This window comes from Rhizobium sp. LARHSG275 (assembly GCF_052871115.1).
In genome coordinates this window covers 1-15,857 of sequence record NZ_JBIXJN010000032.1, presented here as the reverse complement: position 1 = coordinate 15,857, position 15,857 = coordinate 1, and the positions used below count along the sequence as shown (strand labels likewise).

The window sequence follows — 15,857 nt, the reverse complement described above, 5'->3', positions numbered from 1 at the left end:
GTTCCGTCAATCGTTGTCCTGGTATTTCACGCCGAGTGCCGCGAGCGTCCGCCAATAGGCGGGGAAGGTTTTGCCGACGCAATCGGGATCGAGAATGGTAATGTCGTCGATCTTGAGCCCTGCAAGCGCGAAGCTCATGGCAATGCGGTGATCGGCGAAACTGTCGATCTCCGCCGGTAGACGCCTTCCTGCAAGTGCGGGATCGGACTGCACGATCAGATCGTCGCCCTCTTCGCGGGCAAGGCCTGAAACAATGCGGTTGAGGCCGGTCGAGAGCGCCCGGATGCGATCGCATTCCTTGACGCGCAGATTGGCGATGCCGACGAAGCGAACCGGCGTCTCGTTGAAGGCGGCAAGCACGGCAAGGGTCGGAACGGCATCCTGCATCTGCGAGCCGTCGATCTCTGCCGGCAGATGCGGGAATTTGGCGATGATGTCATAGGCGCGCGCATCGGGCTGCGAGAAGGTATCGGAGGGAACACCGAGATCGATCGCGCCGCCGGTGAGAACCTCGGCCGCCCAGAGATAGGTCGCAGCCGAGGCATCCGGCTCGACGATGAAATCGGCGGCACGGTAGCCGGTCGGCTCGACCCGCCATGTGACGGGGCTGGTCTTCTCGACCTTGGCGCCGAAGGCCTTCATCGCCGCCGTGGTCAGGTCGATATAGCCGAGTGCGCCGATATCCTCGCCGACGAGTTCGATATCGACCGGCCGGTCGCCGCCGGCCGCCATCATCAGCAGTGCCGAAACATACTGGCTGGACAGGCCGCCATCGATGCGGACGCGGTCGGCCTGGAAGCGGCCGGTGCCCTTGACGGTGACCGGTGGGCAGCCGGTCTCGGCGGTCACGTCGATGCCGAGCGTGCGCATCGCCTCGACCAGCGGGCCGATCGGGCGCTTGCGCATATGTTCGTCGCCATCGACGATGACGGTGCCGTCGACCAGAGCCGCAGCCGCCGTCAGGAAACGTGTCGCCGTACCGGCATTGCCGAGGAAGAGCGGCGCCTTCGGCGGCAGCAGCCTGCCGCTGCCGGTAACGACGAAGCTGGTATCGTCTGGCTCGTCGATCGAAACACCCATGGCGCGCAGCGCTTCGGCCATATAGCGCGTATCGTCGCTCTTCAGCGCCCCGGTCAGCCGGCTGGTGCCCTTCGCCAGGCCGGCGAGCAGCAGGGCGCGATTGGTGATCGACTTTGAGCCCGGCGGCATGGCGCGGCCCGAAAGCGGCCGGCCCGGCGGAATGATCGTGAGTTTGGCTGTGCGTGTCATGCTATTTTCTTCCGTCCATGAGACGACCATTGCCGGCCGCGATCTGCCCTTGCTCTTAATCGCTTTCTGGCAAAGGCAAAATGCCGGATCGTCAGAATTTCACGGTGGGGACGGCGCGGTCGGCCTCGTTGGTGATTTCGAAATATTCTCGCTTGGAGAATCCGAACTGGCCGGCAACAAGATTGGACGGGAAGCTTTCGACTTTGACGTTGAGATCGCGGGCGGCGCCGTTGTAATAACGCCGCGCCATTTGCAGCTCGCCTTCCATGGTTTCCAGCGAGGCCTGCAGCTCGGCAAAATTCTGGTTGGCCTTGAGATCCGGATAGGCCTCGGCGAGCGCCATGACACGACCGAGCGCCTGGCCGAGCAGGCCTTCCGCCTGCGCCCTGCCGGCGACATCGCCTGATGGCACGGCCTGCGCCTTGTTGCGGAGCTCAACCACCTCTTCGAGCGTCGACCTTTCATGGGCGGCATAGCCCTTGACCGTCTCGATCAGGTTCGGAATCAGGTCGGCGCGGCGCTTGAGCTGGACATCGATGCCCGACCAGGCCTCTTCCGCCATCTGCCGCGCGCGAACCAGGCCGTTGTAGATGAAGATGAGATAGAGCGCGACCAGAACGATGACGCCAAGTGCAATATACATCGCGAATCCCCCGCAGCGAAGTAATGTCCGGGCGGACACTAAGCGGTTTTGCCGGCTGCCGTCAAACGCCCATATCTCCGAGGATTCGGGCCGTCGTCTGCTCCGGCAAAAGGCCTGTCGCGTCGATTTCGACGGTGCGTTCAGCCAGCCCGCGCAGCAGCCTATGGTTTGCCCGCAGCCGTTGCAGTACCGCAATATCCGTCAGCTTGAGCGCCTCGGACCGGCCGGGAGAAACAAGGCGCCTGGCGTTCTCTTCCGGGGCGCAATCGAGCAGGATTGCCACCAGATCGGCGCCTCTCGCGGCAGCCAGATCGCGATACCAGGAGAAGGTCGCAGTGTCTTGTGCATCGTCCGATAAGGCATCGGTGAAGACGAAGCTTTCAGCCGGGTCTGCGCGCACTGCATGATCGAAAACCGCCTGGCGGATCTGCCCCCGCAGCGATGCGTGCAGCGGATCGCTGCGCGAGAACAGGGCCTCAGCCGGATTGAGCAGCATGTGATTATCAACGAGCCGCGCGCCGAGCCTCTTCGCCAGCAGGCGGCCGACAGTCAGCTTTCCAGTGCCCGGCCAGCCGTTGATATGGATGATGCGGCTGGCGGGCTGTTGCGTCACGCCGCCTCTTTGGCCAGATTGACGCCGCCGGCGTCGGTCAGCAGGAAGGCTTCGCCACAGGCCTTGGCGAGCGTGCGTACGCGCAGGATGTAGCTCTGCCGCTCGGTGACCGAGATGACGCCGCGGGCATCGAGCAGGTTGAAGACGTGGCTTGCCTTGATACACTGGTCATAGGCCGGGAAGACGCATTTGTGGAGGCGCTGGTTGGCGTTGTCGCCGGGGGCGCCGGCATCGAGCAGCGCCCGGCATTCCTTCTCGGCATCGACGAAGTGGCGATGGAGCATCTCGGTATTGGCGAATTCGAAATTATGGCGCGAATATTCCTGCTCGGCCTGCAGGAAGACATCGCCATAGCTGATCTTCTCGTCGCCGTCGCGGCCGTTGAAGTTCAGGTCATAGACATTGTCGACGCCCTGGACATACATGGCGAGGCGTTCGAGACCATAGGTCAGTTCGCCTGATACCGGTGAGCATTCGATACCGCAGACCTGCTGGAAATAGGTGAACTGCGAGACTTCCATGCCATCGCACCAGCATTCCCAGCCGAGGCCCCAGGCGCCGAGCGTCGGGCTTTCCCAATCGTCCTCGACGAAACGGATATCATGCAGCAGCGGATCGAGACCGATCGCCGCCAGCGAGCCGAGATAAAGCTCCTGCAGATTTGGCGGGTTCGGCTTCAGGATGACCTGGTACTGGTAATAATGCTGCAGCCGGTTCGGGTTCTCGCCGTAGCGACCGTCGGAGGGGCGGCGGGATGGCTGAACGTAAGCGGCCTTCCAGGGCTTGGGGCCGAGGGCGCGCAGCGTGGTGGCCGGATGGAAGGTGCCGGCGCCGACTTCCATGTCGTAGGGCTGCAGCACCGCGCAACCCTTATCCGCCCAGTAATGATGCAGGGTCAGGATCAGCGCCTGAAAGGAGCGCTTCGGGTTCATATGGTCTGGGATAGCTGACATCGAACGGCACCGATTGCGTGGGATTTATCGGCGCGACAGGTGCCATGGAGGGCGGCAGGGGTCAAGACTTTTGCGGCGGCGGAGAGATCTAAAACCCCTCCCCAACCCCTCCCCACAAGGGGGAGGGGCTTAACTTGCTGCGCCCGCTTTCCAGATCTTCGACGTTTAAGGAGGAGCGAGGCGGGTACTCCGGGTTAGTCCCTCCCCCTTGTGGGGAGGGGTTGGGGAGGGGTTTAGGATGCTGGATGGGGCAGAGCAGTGGCGAGACCCTTCAATTTGTGCTCTTAATTTTATTCGCCCTCGCGCTTCAGCCGGTATTCTCCGGTCTCCGGGTCCTTGACCAGCGTGCCGATCGCGCCGGTCTGGCGCTCCTTTTCGGCGCGGCGCGACTTTTCGGCGAGCTTGCGGGCGTCAGAGACGAAGCGGCGGTAGAGCCACCAGGCTGAGAAGATCAGGATCAGAATGGTAATTAACTGCGGCATGCCCCTCTCTTGCTCCCTTCAAAGCCCGAAACGGCTCCACAATGCTCTCTCTTCCGCCGCTTCGACAAGCCCTGTTGCGAGACCGGATGCAGCGCCCTCGAGCGACACCGGCGACACGCCGGGAATTCGGCGGCCGAACAGGCCGCGGCCGGCGGTGACGAGCTCCAGCTTGGTCTTCTGGCCGTAGCGCCTCTTCAACTCCTGGCGCATGTCGCCGAGGCCATCGATGAGGCCGAGCTCCAAGCCGCGCGTGCCGCTCCAGAACAGGCCGGAAAACACCGTCGCATCGTCTGTCAGCTTGCCGGCGCGACGCTCGCGCACCATGGAGATGAAGACTTGATGAATTTCGAGCTGCAGGCTCTTCAGGTACTCGATATCCTTCTCCTTTTCCGGCTGGAAAGGATCGAGGATCACCTTGTTTTCGCCGGCGGTATAGACGCGGCGCTCGACGCCGATCTTCTTCAAGAGTTCGGGAAAACCGAAACCGCCGGAGACGACGCCGATCGAGCCGACGATGGAGGTGGCATCGGCGATGATCTCGTCGCCGGCGAGCGCGATCATGTAGCCGCCGGAGGCGGCGACATCCTCGACGAAGACCAGAACCTTCTTCTGCTTCTCGCGGGCAAGCTCGCGAATGCGGGTGAAGATCAGGCGCGACTGGACGGGCGAACCGCCCGGTGAATTGATGGAGATGGCAATCGCCGGCGCGTCCTTCATAGCGAAGGCCTTTTCCAGAACCGGAGAGACATTGGCCAGATTGAGGGTCGGCCGGAACTGGCCGCCGCCGCTGATGATCGCCCCCTGCAGCCGGACGACCGGGATGGTGATGCCGTCCTTGCGGAACCGTTTCGGCAGCAGTTTTCTCAAGAATCCGGCCATTTCCCATCCTTCGCTTCGGGTCGCACGATCGCAGTTTGCGATCGGCATCCATGTATGCGTTGGAACGGCAAACGCAATCCCCGCGTTCCCGAAAATAGCGGGTTTGAATTTGTTGTTGCGAATGACTTGCATTATCATTCTAATTCGTCATAGTGCGCTGACGATAGAACAGGTGGAAATCGCATGGACGTCCTTAATCCGAATGCAAAGAGCGGTTGGCGGCACGAACGCGGCGAGGCGTCGCTGTCGGATGTCTACCGCACCGTCGGAACCGGGCGTCACAGCTCGATGTGGCGAAGGGCGGCGGCCTTCGCCGGGCCGGGCTACATGGTCGCCGTCGGCTACATGGACCCCGGTAACTGGGCGACATCCCTCGCCGGCGGCTCGAAATTCGGCTATGCGCTGCTCACCGTCGCGCTGCTTTCCAACCTGATGGCCATCGTGCTGCAATCGCTCTGCGCGCGTCTGGCGATCGCGTCGGGCCGTGACCTCGCCCAGGCCTGCCGCGACGCCTTTCCGAAATATGTCTCGCTGCCGCTCTGGGCTTTTGCGGAAATCGCCATCATCGCCACCGACATCGCCGAGGTGATCGGCACGGCGATCGGCCTCAACCTCTTGATGGGCATCCCGCTCGAACTCGGCGTGCTGATCACCGCACTCGACGTCTTCGTTATCCTCTTCCTGCAGAAGCTCGGCTTCCGCTGGGTGGAAGCCTTCATCATCGCGCTGCTCGGCGTCATCGCGGTCTGCTTCGGCGTGCAGATCCTGCTGGCCGACCCGCAATGGGGCGCCGTTCTCACCGGCTTCTTCCCGACCACGGAGATCGTCACCAATCCCGAGATGCTCTATCTGGCACTCGGCATTCTCGGCGCGACCGTCATGCCGCACAATCTCTACCTCCACTCCGGTATCGTACAGACGCGGGCCTACGGCCATACGGTTCCCGAAAAGAGGGAGGCGCTGACCTTTGCGACGATCGACTCCACGGTCGCGCTGTGTTTCGCGCTGCTGATCAACGCTTCGATCCTGATCCTGGCGGCCGCCGCCTTCAATGCGCACGGCAAGACCGACGTCGTCGAACTCGGCGATGCCTATTCGCTGCTGTCGCCGCTGCTTGGCCTCGCCATCGCGCCGACGCTGTTCGGCATCGCCCTTCTCTGCTGCGGTCTCAATTCGACGGTAACGGCAACGCTTGCCGGCCAGATCGTCATGGAAGGCTTTCTCAAGATCCGGCTGAAGCCATGGATACGCCGGCTGATCACCCGCGCCATCGCCATCGTGCCGGCGGCGATCGTCACCATCTGGTATGGCGACCAGGGCACGGCCGAGCTTTTGATCCTCACCCAGGTGGTGCTCAGCCTGCAGCTTTCCTTCGCCGTCTTCCCGCTTGTCATGTTTACCGCCAACAAGGCCAAGATGGGCGAACTCGTGGCGCCCCGCTGGCTGAGCGGCATCGCCTATCTGATCGCGGTCGTCATCGCCGGGCTGAACGTCAAGCTGCTCTTCGACTTCGTCACCGGCTGAAGCAATTCCAGGAAAAGTGTGGCGCCAGTCTAAAGCCTGGCGTAGGCCGCCCGGCCATTGTTGAAATCATCGACGAGAGGGGAGAACTTGTGGCTCCCCTCTTCGTGCATGATGAGCGGCGCCCGCAGCGAAAGCCGCGCCCGCGATCCCTTGATACCAGTCACCAGGATACGCACGGCGTTTTCACCCGGACGCGGGTGGATAGCGGTGATCTCGATGCCGCCGAAGCGCCGGCCGCAGGCGGCAACGATCTCGGCGATCGACTGAGGCCTGGCGATCAGCGACAATTGCCCGCCTGGGATCATGATGGCGCCGGCCGTGCGGATCCAGCTTTCGAACAGGCCCTCGGTCATCGCATGGGCTTCGGCCTTCAGCGCATCCGGCGTGCGCCGATCACCGGCGTTGTTGAAAGGCGGGTTCATGATGACGTGGTGGAAGCTCTCATCGGTGAGCCCCGCATCGTTGCGCGCCTTGGCGGTCAGCGTCACATCGGCCTCGACGACGCTGACGCGGCCCGCGACATGGGCATTGTCGGGCAAGAGGATGCTGCGGCGGGCATAATCGGCCATCTCGGCCGAGCGCTCGAAGAGCACCACTTGCGAATTGGCAAGCCGTGAGGCGACGGCAAGACCGGCGGCACCGGCGCCGGCGCCGAGATCGGCAACCCTGACCGGGCGATCGTCGGCAACCAGAGCCGCAAGCAGCATCGCATCCATGCCGGAGCGATGGCCCCTGCCCTTCGGCTGCATCACGTGGAAGGCGCCGCGATGAAAGGCATCGATGGTGTCAGTGGTTTCCCCGGTCATCGGAGCTCACTTCCGCTCGCGCAACTCGCCGCCGAGACCGGCATCGATGAGGATGCGGCGCGCCTGATCGGCCATCTCCTCATCCACCAGCAGGCGGCGCGACAGCATGCCGAGCGAGCCCTCCAGCACGCTCATGCCCTGATCGGCGATGAAGCAGTGAATTCCGGCATCCTTCATCAAACTCTCGGCATAGGAGAGAAGAACGGGGTCGTTGGCGCGGATAAGTTCATGCATTTGCCGTCGTTTTCCTTCCAATTTCGCTCAGCGCGACAATTCACCCCTTGCCGCGTCCATCGCCCCTTTCTATTGTCAGATGCAAAGAATGAACAGGAGTCCGGGTCGTTGGGCGTGGTCATACCGCTTGAAGAAAGCAAAAACAAACTGGCATCCATCAAGCCATTGGTCGATCTCACCAGGGCGGACATGGAGCGAGTGAACCAGCTCATTCTGTCCAAGGCCGGCTCCGACGTGCAGATGATCCCCGAAGTGGCGAACCATCTGATCTCATCGGGCGGCAAGCGGCTGCGGCCGATGCTGACGCTGGCTTCCGCCTCGCTGTTCGACTACAGGGGCGAAAACCACGTCAAGCTCGCAACCTCAGTCGAGTTCATGCACACGGCGACGCTGCTGCATGACGACGTCGTCGACGAGAGCGATCTTCGCCGCGGCAAATCGACGGCGAGGATGATCTGGGGCAACCAGGCAAGCGTGCTGGTCGGCGACTTCCTGCTCGGCCAGGCCTTCCGGATGATGGTCGATGTCGGCTCGCTCGATGCGCTCGACGTCTTGTCTTCCGCGGCTTGCGTGATCGCGGAAGGCGAAGTGCTGCAGCTTTCCGTCGCCAAGAACATGGAGACGACCGAGGACGATTATCTCTCCGTCATTCGCGCCAAGACGGCGGCCCTCTTTGCCGCTGCCGCCGAAGTCGGGCCGATCGTCGCCGAGATCGGCCGGTCCGGCCGCAATGCGTTGAAATCCTACGGCATGAATCTGGGGCTCGCCTTCCAGCTCGTCGACGACGCGCTTGATTACGGCGGCAAGGCGGCCGATCTCGGCAAGAATGTCGGCGACGATTTCCGCGAAGGCAAGATCACCCTGCCCGTCATTCTGGCCTATCGCCGCGGCACCGAGGACGAGCGCGCCTTCTGGCGCGATGCGATCGAAGCCGGCAACAGCACCGACGCCAATCTCGAAAAAGCGCTGGGGCTGATCACCAAATATGGCACGCTCAGCGACACGATCGGCCGCGCGATCCATTACGGAACGATCGCACGGGACGCGCTTGCGCCCCTTCCGGATACGGTCTGGAAATCCGCCCTGATGGAAGTGATCGACTTCTGCATCGAGCGCGTCAATTGATCAAACGTCCTTGATCGCAGGCTGATTTTCTTGCAGCGCCGCTTCAAAAAAGCCATCCTGTTGTGAATCAGTGATCGCAACTGGTTTTGCGACCGGCACCATTTGTCGGGACGCTGTCGAAGAAAGGTTTCCTAATGCGGCAGAGACTTGCCATCCGTCTTCTTACGAGCGCAGCGCTTGCAGCTGTCCTTTCGCTGGGCAGTGTCGGCGGCGTGAACGCCGAGGATGCGGCCAAGGCAGACGATGCCGGTACGGCCGCTCACTTTGATGCGGACAGCGTGACCACTTTCTCCGGCGCCTTCCTCGCGGCGCGCACCGCCGATGTCGATCATGACTACGAAACGGCGATCGAGCTCTACAAGAAGGCGCTGCAGATCGAGCCAGGCAATCCCGAGATCCGCCAGCGGCTGATGATCTCGCTGCTGCTCAGTGGCGACATCAAGGAGGGCGTCAAATATGCCAACGACCTGAAAGGCGATCCTTCCGTCGAGCGCATCACCACGATCGTGCGCGGCATGGATGCCGTGCGCCGCGACGACTACAAGACTGCCGAGTCCATCCTGAAATATAAGGGGCCGAACGATCTCGACCGGATGATGAACGACCTGCTGCTCGCCTGGGCCCGCGTCGGCGCCGACCGAGGCAAGGAAGCACTCACCATGGTCGAGAAGATGAAGGGGCCGGACTGGTTCCGCATCTTCCAGAATTACAATGCCGGGGCGATCGCCATCGTCACCGGCGACGTGAAAGCCGCCCGTCAGCATCTGAACGATGCCGTGCTCGACAAGGAAGGCGGCGCAACGGCGCCGGATACCTTCATGCGCGCGGTGATGGCGCTTGCCCGCCTCGAAGCAACACAAGGCAACAAGCAGAAGGCGCTCGACGCCGTTTCCGTCGGCGACAACCTATTGCCGAACTATGCGCCGCTGAACGCGCTGCGCGACAGCATTGAAAAGAACGAGAAGCAGGAACAGCAGGTCAAGACGGCCGAAGAAGGGGCTGCCGGCGTGCTCTTCTCCGTCGGCGGGGCGCTGAACCGCGACGGCGCCGAGGACATCGTCTCGCTATACCTGCAGACGGCCAATGCGCTCGATCCGAACAGCGCCGATACGCTGGTGCTGCTCGGCGGCATCGCCGAGAAACAGAATCAGATGGACCGCGCCATCGCGCTCTACAAGAAGGTGCCGGAGAATTCGCCGATGCGGCGCATCTCCGAGTTGCAGCTCGGTCTTGCCCTTGCCCAGGGCGGCAAGGTGGACGAGGCGCGCAAGCACCTGCAGGCGCTGATCGCCTCCGACCCGAAGGACATCCGCAGTTACCTCGCCTATGGCAGCGTGCTCTCCGACGCCAAGGACTACGAGGCGATGGCCGCCAATTACGACAAGGCCGTCGAAGCGATCGGCCCCATTCCCGGCCGCGCCAACTGGAGCGTCTTCTTCCAGCGCGGCATTGCCTATGAGCGGCTGAAGAAGTGGGACCAGGCGGAGCCGAACTTCCGCAAGGCGCTGGAGCTCAATCCCGACCAGCCGCAGGTGCTGAACTATCTCGGCTATTCCTGGATCGACATGAACCGGAACCTCGACGAAGGTCTCGGCATGATCAAGAAGGCCGTCGACCTTCGCCCCGACGACGGCTACATCATCGATTCGCTCGGCTGGGCCTATTTCCGCCTCAACCGCTTCGATGATGCCGTCGACGAGCTGGAGCGCGCCGCCCAGATCAAGGCCGGCGACGCGACGATCAATGACCATCTCGGCGACGCCTACTGGCGCGTCGGCCGCAAGCTCGAGGCCGTCTACCAGTGGAACCGGGCGCTCAGCTCCGAGCCCGAAGCTGCCGAGATCCCGAAGATCAAGGACAAAGTCGCCAACGGCCTGCCTCCCGCCAGCGACGATGCCAAGGCGGCCGACAAGAAGCAGCCGGATCCGGCGCCCGTCATCCCGCCGCCGGTCGACAAGAAATCCTGACGGGCGGAAGGCATGCCTGATAAGGGCTTGGCCGGAAACAGGTCAAAGAAATAGAGCATGATGTCGTCCGAAAATCTCTCACACTTTTCGGCATCATGCTCCAGCATCACCGAGGAAGCTCGCGCGAAGATCAACCTGGCCCTGCATGTGACGGGCCAGCGACCGGACGGCTATCATCTGCTCGATATGCTGGTGACCTTCGCAGATCACGGCGATCGGCTGGGCTTCACGCGGTCGCCGGGCGACGAATTTATTCTGTCTGGCCGTTTCGGCGAGGTACTTGCCGGCGATGGCGGCACCAACCTGGTGCTGAAGGCGCGCGACCTCCTGCGCGAGGCGATCGGTCCCCTCGCCTTCCCCGTCCGCCTCCATTTGGAAAAGAACCTGCCTGTTGCCTCCGGCATCGGCGGCGGCTCGGCCGATGCTGCCGCGACGCTGCGCGGGCTGATGCGGCTCTGGGGCGCGACATTGCCCGAGGAGGCGCTCGCAGCTCTCGCCCTGAAGCTCGGCGCCGACGTTCCGATGTGCCTTGCGAGCCGGCCGCTGATTGCCCGCGGCATCGGCGAAGAGCTCGAACCCGTGCCGGAGCTGCCGGCCTTTGCCATGGTGCTCGCCAATCCGCTGAAGGGCGTCTCGACGCCCGAGGTCTTCCGCCGGCTGGCGGAGAAAAACAATCCGGCTCTGCGTCTGGCACCGAGCCGGCTTCAGACTGCCGACTGGCTCGCGGCAATTGCTGCTGCCCGCAACGACCTGGAGCCGCCGGCGCGCGAACTCGTGCCCGAGATCACGGCGATCTCGGCGATGCTGCAAGCGAAGGGCGCGCTTTTGACCCGCATGTCCGGTTCCGGCGCCACCTGTTTCGGCATATTTGCGAGCATAACTGCTGCCAAAGATGCGGCGGCAGCACTTCACGACGCGCGCCCTGACTGGTATTTCCAGGCGACGGAAACCGTTTCGGGAGGCGCATGATGGCAGATCTGGACGAAAAACGGCCCTTCATCGCGGTCGGCATTGCGGTTCTGACTGTCTCGGATACCCGCACGCCGGAGACGGACAAGTCAGGCGATACGCTGGCGGCGCGGATCACGGAGGCGGGCCACAGGCTGGTCGACCGGGGAATTGTGCCCGATGATCGCGAAAAGATTGCCGCGCGAGTGAAGGCCTGGACCGAGAACGAAGATATAGACGTCGTCATCACCACTGGCGGCACCGGCTTTACCGGCCGTGATGTGACGCCCGAGGCGCTGGAACCTTTATTCGAAAAGCGGATGGACGGCTTTGCCGCCATATTCCACCGGATCTCCTACGAGAAGATCGGCACGGCGACGATCCAGTCGCGCGCCACGGCAGGTGTTGCCAACGCCACCTTCATCTTCGTGCTGCCGGGTTCGCCCGGCGCCTGCCGGGATGCCTGGGACGGCATTCTGAAAGGACAGCTCGACTATCGCAGCGTGCCGTGCAATTTCGTCGAGATCATGCCGCGTCTGGACGAGCACCTGAAACGCGGCGCGACCAAATAGACTGCCTGCAACAGCGGCATCGCCTAAGGCGCGTCACAGTATTTCAGATTCGCTCCTTGCGCTTCAGGTCTTTGTTTTTACGCATGTCGTTATTGCAAAACCGCAGCACAGTTTTGCGCGACATGCGTTATGTCGCAATGCCCGGCAGGACGGGCATCGTGTCCCAGCTATCACCCGACAGCAGGACGCAGCTTATGCCATGAACATCCGTGACGATGAGTGTCCAGGTGCCGCTTTCGGCGGCATAGACCTCGAGAATGGCGTTCTGGTTGATCAGTCCGACTGCCGTGAGCTTTTCGGCGAAGTTCTTGTCCAGGAAATTGACGATTTCGGGTCGGCCTGCGCAACTGCGCATCATCTGCGATGCTACCGAATGCGGATGCGCGATCACCATTGTCGGCAATATGACGGCTATGAGGCCGAAGACCATACTGCGTACGCCGTAGACCCTACCGCGTGTCATGACGCACCTCCTTTCGCCGGGAACCCGGCAGAAAAGGAGATTTTGCTGACCTGTTCTGCCGTTCACCGGCATTCCATGGCCATTCCGTTGCGAAGCGAGGCGCTTCGACGGCGCCATGATTGAATTATAGCGCGAAATCCTATTGGGCGCCATCTTTTGCGCGAACGGTGGAGAGGGTCGCGAACCTACCGCGCAGCGCGGGCGACCCAGGAGGGAATGAGTTCACTCGCCAGCCGGCGCGGCTTCTGGCCCTTGACGAATTCGGTGAGCCGCATGCCGCTTTTGGCGATGGCGAGCGCCTGCTTCTTCGGCAGGAGAAAGCCGAGTTCCAGCGGCGGCACGGTCCGGCCGACACGCTGGAAGAACGGGCGCCGGTAGCCGCGCGATGCGGTGAAGCGCGCCGGCAGCTTGTTCAGCGCCACATATTCGGCGATCTCATCGATCCAGCCGGCCTGGGGTCTTGCACCCGGCTCGACGAAAAGCAGCCATTCGCCGCGGGCAGCGCGGACGATGTCCTTGATATCCCATTGCGAATGGAAGCGGCAACCGGCGGCGTCGGCCACCCGCGAGGTGCCGTCGCGCGAGCCGTGATCGAGCACGACCACATCGCTCACCAGCCCCTCCACCGCGCCCGCCACCAGTACCGATAAAGTCTGTGCCAGCTCAGATTCCTGATCCTGACATTCGAGAACAACCGTCAACATTGACTATTTATAATGCGCCGCACAAATTTTTGCCAGCGCCGTTTTCCTCATTTTGTTCTTGCATTGTTCTCTTTTTGCGGATAGGAATTTAATCAGCAAAACGGGCGACGGCGATGGCTTTTCGCCGCGGGAGAATCCGATGAGAGAGCAGTCCCTGGCAGGGCAGGCCGCATTCGCGCCTGCCAATACGGCAGATATTGCCGATGCGATGATCGTTTCCTCCGGTCTGAGGGTCGAGGTCGATCGGCGTCGTGGGCGTGGGGCGGGACTGAACCCGACAGGTCGATTCGAAGCGCAGCAGCGCGAGACCGTCGACGACGGCTGGCAGACGTGGGAAGAATTGCCGCCGTTCAAGACGGAAGTGCAGGTCGAAAAACCGCGCACGGCGATCACCCGTAACGAATCGCCGGACATTTCCTTCGACCGCTCGATCAATCCTTATCGCGGCTGCGAGCACGGCTGCATCTATTGTTTCGCCCGGCCGACACACGCCTATATGGGGCTTTCTGCGGGGCTCGATTTCGAGACGAAGCTGTTTGCCAAACCCGATGCGGCAAAACTGCTGGAGCGGGAGCTCGCCAAGCCCGGCTACAAGGTGCGGGTGATCGCGATCGGCACCAATACCGATCCCTATCAGCCGATCGAGAAGGAATGGCGCATCATGCGCGGCATTCTCGAGGTGTTGAACAAGGCGAACCATCCGGTATCGATCGTCACCAAGTCGGCGATGATCCTTCGTGATCTCGACATTCTGCAGGAGATGGCAGCTAAGAACCTGGTGCGTGTCGGCATCTCGGTGACCACGCTGGATCGCAAGCTTGCCCGGACGATGGAGCCACGTGCTGCCACGCCGCCGCGGCGGCTGGAGACGATCCACACGCTTGCCGAAGCAGGCATCCAGACGGCTGTGCTGGCCGCCCCGCTCATCCCGGCACTGAACGATCATGAGCTGGAGCGTATTCTCGAATCCGCGAAGGCGGCCGGTGCTGCCGAGGCGAGCTATGTCATCCTCAGGCTACCGCTCGAGGTCAGCCCGCTGTTTCGCGATTGGCTGCTGCAGCATTATCCCGATCGTTACCGGCATGTGATGTCGCTGGTGCGCTCGATGCGCGGCGGCAAGGATTATGACGCCGAATTCGGCAAGCGCATGAAAGGCGCCGGTCCCTATGCCTGGCAGATCGCCCGGCGCTTTGAAATGGCAGCCCGACGTTTCGAGCTGACGCGACGCAGCGTGCCGCTGCGCGACGATCTGTTCGTGCCGCCAGACGGCAGCGGCGTACAACTATCGCTGCTCTAACCTTTTGTTTCCACGCAATTCCGGCAAAGCCGATTCACACTTTTCCTGGAATTTCCTCTACCCTTTTACGCAATTCCGGACGGAAAACCGCTGCACACTTTTCCCGGAATTGCTTCTAGCTTGCGCATCGGCAGCTCGACAAAACCGCCCTGTTTTCGAGCCCCGAGCGCAATTCCCGCGGATGGCCCTGACCGCCACCATCCGCCGGAGCGTCCCCGGCCGCCGCCCTGATCCGGGGACTTGCGGGAAATCGGGTTGGCGTGCGAGGTTCAGCCGCATGAAACCTCGCACGCCACCCGATTCTCCCCTGCTTTTCGACACGGTTCCGCTCGTGCCGGATTTCCGACTGGAACTCAAAGCCCGCAAGGCCGGCCACTGGCCGGTCGCCGGTGCCGACGAGGCAGGCCGCGGGCCGCTGGCGGGACCCGTCGTGGCTGCTGCCGTCATCCTTGATCCCCGGCGCATCCCTGAGGGTCTGAACGATTCCAAGCAGCTTTCGGCGCAACGGCGCGAGGAGCTGTTCGTGCAGATTCTGGCGACTGCGACCGTTTCCATCGCCTCCTCCAGTTCGACGCGTATCGACGAGACGGATATCCGCAAGGCAAGCCTCGACGCCATGCGCCGCGCCATCTGCAGCCTCGCCATTCCGGCAAGCTACGTGCTGACCGACGGGCTCGACGTGCCGCCCGGGCTCGACTGCCCCGGACAGGCGGTGGTCAAGGGCGATGCCCGCTCGGTCTCGATCGCCGCGGCCTCGATTGTCGCCAAGGTGACGCGTGACCGGATGATGGCGCGAGCGCATAAGGTATTTCCGGATTACGGCTTTGCCGCGCATGTGGGCTATGGCACGGCGCAGCACCGCGCCGGCATCGAGAGACACGGCCCCTGCTCGCTACACCGGATGAGCTTCAGGCCGTTGCGCAAGGTCGAAGATGGTCCTGAGACGGATGAACTGCTTTCCGAATAGATCGCCCACAGAAGACCTGGCAAATGAAAAGTCCGCAGTATGCTCTGTGAAAGGGGCGCGAGGAACGGAGAGGTCGCGACATGTCCTCTTCTCCCCAGCGGGGAGAAGGTGCCGGCAGGCGGATGAGCATCTGTGTTTGGTGTCAAGGTGGATTTGGTGTCCAGATGCGGTTTTTGGTGATGAGGGTGTTTGCCAGGACGATGAGCTTTCTCATGACGGCGACGAGGACGACCTTATTGGGTTTTCCGACTTTCTTCAGCCTTGCGGCGAAGCGCGCGAGGTCTGGGTTGTGACGGGAGGCGGACAGGGCGGCCATGTAGATGGCGTTCCTGGGTGCTGGGCGTCCGCCCCTGATGGAGCGATGTCCGGCCCGCTCGCCACTTTCGCAGGCAATCGGCGCAAGGCCGGTCA

At 62.5% G+C, this 15,857-nt stretch carries 18 protein-coding genes; 7 read left to right on the top strand and 11 right to left on the bottom strand.

What is annotated here, in order from left to right; genetic code table 11:
- Positions 1-6: 6 nt before the first annotated feature.
- The 6 genes from ACIPSK_RS30425 to ACIPSK_RS30400 form a co-directional block, all read right to left on the bottom strand.
- The gene (locus tag ACIPSK_RS30425; protein ID WP_162118362.1) at positions 7-1,269 is read right to left on the bottom strand and encodes a 3-phosphoshikimate 1-carboxyvinyltransferase; all 1,263 of its coding nucleotides are present in this window, start codon (positions 1,267-1,269) and stop codon (positions 7-9) included.
- Positions 1,270-1,360: 91 nt separating this feature from the next.
- Positions 1,361-1,912: a LemA family protein gene (locus tag ACIPSK_RS30420; protein ID WP_162118363.1), complete on the bottom strand. Its 552-nt coding sequence runs from the start codon at positions 1,910-1,912 to the stop codon at positions 1,361-1,363.
- Between the two features lie 61 nt (positions 1,913-1,973).
- Complete coding sequence (locus tag ACIPSK_RS30415; protein WP_162118364.1) at positions 1,974-2,525, bottom strand: AAA family ATPase; 552 nt, start codon at positions 2,523-2,525, stop codon at positions 1,974-1,976.
- Complete coding sequence (locus ACIPSK_RS30410; RefSeq protein ID WP_162118365.1) at positions 2,522-3,478, bottom strand: glycine--tRNA ligase subunit alpha; 957 nt, start codon at positions 3,476-3,478, stop codon at positions 2,522-2,524. The genes ACIPSK_RS30415 and ACIPSK_RS30410 overlap by 4 nt, the downstream gene beginning before the upstream one ends.
- Before the next feature lie 290 nt (positions 3,479-3,768).
- Positions 3,769-3,960 (bottom strand): hypothetical protein, encoded by a 192-nt coding sequence (locus ACIPSK_RS30405; RefSeq protein ID WP_162118366.1) that lies wholly within the window; start codon positions 3,958-3,960, stop codon positions 3,769-3,771.
- Between the two features lie 18 nt (positions 3,961-3,978).
- The gene (locus tag ACIPSK_RS30400; protein WP_162118367.1) at positions 3,979-4,839 is read right to left on the bottom strand and encodes a S49 family peptidase; all 861 of its coding nucleotides are present in this window, start codon (positions 4,837-4,839) and stop codon (positions 3,979-3,981) included.
- 183 nt (positions 4,840-5,022) lie between these two features.
- Here ACIPSK_RS30400 and ACIPSK_RS30395 point away from each other — a divergent pair, with 183 nt between their 5' ends.
- Complete coding sequence (locus ACIPSK_RS30395; RefSeq protein WP_162118368.1) at positions 5,023-6,363, top strand: Nramp family divalent metal transporter; 1,341 nt, start codon at positions 5,023-5,025, stop codon at positions 6,361-6,363.
- Between the two features lie 29 nt (positions 6,364-6,392).
- On the opposite strand, the gene ACIPSK_RS30390 is transcribed toward ACIPSK_RS30395, so the two are convergent.
- Positions 6,393-7,169, bottom strand: a complete 777-nt coding sequence (locus ACIPSK_RS30390; protein ID WP_162118369.1) for a tRNA1(Val) (adenine(37)-N6)-methyltransferase — start codon at positions 7,167-7,169, stop codon at positions 6,393-6,395.
- Between the two features lie 6 nt (positions 7,170-7,175).
- Positions 7,176-7,403: a putative signal transducing protein gene (locus ACIPSK_RS30385; protein ID WP_024321294.1), complete on the bottom strand. Its 228-nt coding sequence runs from the start codon at positions 7,401-7,403 to the stop codon at positions 7,176-7,178.
- A gap of 108 nt (positions 7,404-7,511) precedes the next feature.
- Between ACIPSK_RS30385 and ACIPSK_RS30380 the strand changes: the two genes are divergently transcribed.
- From ACIPSK_RS30380 to moaB, 4 genes are all read left to right on the top strand, one after another.
- Positions 7,512-8,528 carry a polyprenyl synthetase family protein gene (locus tag ACIPSK_RS30380; RefSeq protein WP_017963032.1) on the top strand — a complete coding sequence of 339 codons (1,017 nt, stop codon included), beginning with the start codon at positions 7,512-7,514 and terminating at the stop codon, positions 8,526-8,528.
- Positions 8,529-8,662: 134 nt separating this feature from the next.
- Positions 8,663-10,495: a tetratricopeptide repeat protein gene (locus tag ACIPSK_RS30375; RefSeq protein ID WP_162118370.1), complete on the top strand. Its 1,833-nt coding sequence runs from the start codon at positions 8,663-8,665 to the stop codon at positions 10,493-10,495.
- Positions 10,496-10,552: 57 nt separating this feature from the next.
- A complete protein-coding gene (locus tag ACIPSK_RS30370; RefSeq protein WP_162118371.1) occupies positions 10,553-11,464 on the top strand; it encodes a 4-(cytidine 5'-diphospho)-2-C-methyl-D-erythritol kinase in 912 nt (303 codons plus the stop codon).
- Positions 11,464-12,015, top strand: a complete 552-nt coding sequence (gene moaB / locus ACIPSK_RS30365) for a molybdenum cofactor biosynthesis protein B (protein ID WP_162118372.1) — start codon at positions 11,464-11,466, stop codon at positions 12,013-12,015. The genes ACIPSK_RS30370 and moaB overlap by 1 nt, the downstream gene beginning before the upstream one ends.
- Before the next feature lie 127 nt (positions 12,016-12,142).
- Here the strand turns inward: moaB and ACIPSK_RS30360 are convergent, their stop codons facing one another.
- Positions 12,143-12,478, bottom strand: a complete 336-nt coding sequence (locus tag ACIPSK_RS30360; RefSeq protein WP_162118373.1) for a hypothetical protein — start codon at positions 12,476-12,478, stop codon at positions 12,143-12,145.
- A gap of 185 nt (positions 12,479-12,663) precedes the next feature.
- Positions 12,664-13,182, bottom strand: a complete 519-nt coding sequence (locus ACIPSK_RS30355; RefSeq protein ID WP_017963026.1) for a glycosyltransferase family 2 protein — start codon at positions 13,180-13,182, stop codon at positions 12,664-12,666.
- A gap of 139 nt (positions 13,183-13,321) precedes the next feature.
- On the opposite strand from ACIPSK_RS30355, the gene ACIPSK_RS30350 reads away from it, so the two are divergent.
- Both ACIPSK_RS30350 and ACIPSK_RS30345 read left to right on the top strand, forming a co-directional pair.
- On the top strand, positions 13,322-14,479 hold the full coding sequence (locus tag ACIPSK_RS30350) for a PA0069 family radical SAM protein (RefSeq protein WP_162118374.1): 1,158 nt from the start codon (positions 13,322-13,324) through the stop codon (positions 14,477-14,479).
- A 277-nt stretch (positions 14,480-14,756) separates the two neighbouring features.
- Entirely contained in the window at positions 14,757-15,446 is a 690-nt protein-coding gene (locus tag ACIPSK_RS30345; protein WP_162118375.1) for a ribonuclease HII, read from the top strand.
- A gap of 142 nt (positions 15,447-15,588) precedes the next feature.
- Here ACIPSK_RS30345 and ACIPSK_RS30340 read toward each other — a convergent pair.
- Positions 15,589-15,857, bottom strand: a 269-nt coding sequence (locus ACIPSK_RS30340; protein WP_446533092.1) for a transposase, incomplete at its 5' end; no start/stop codon positions are given.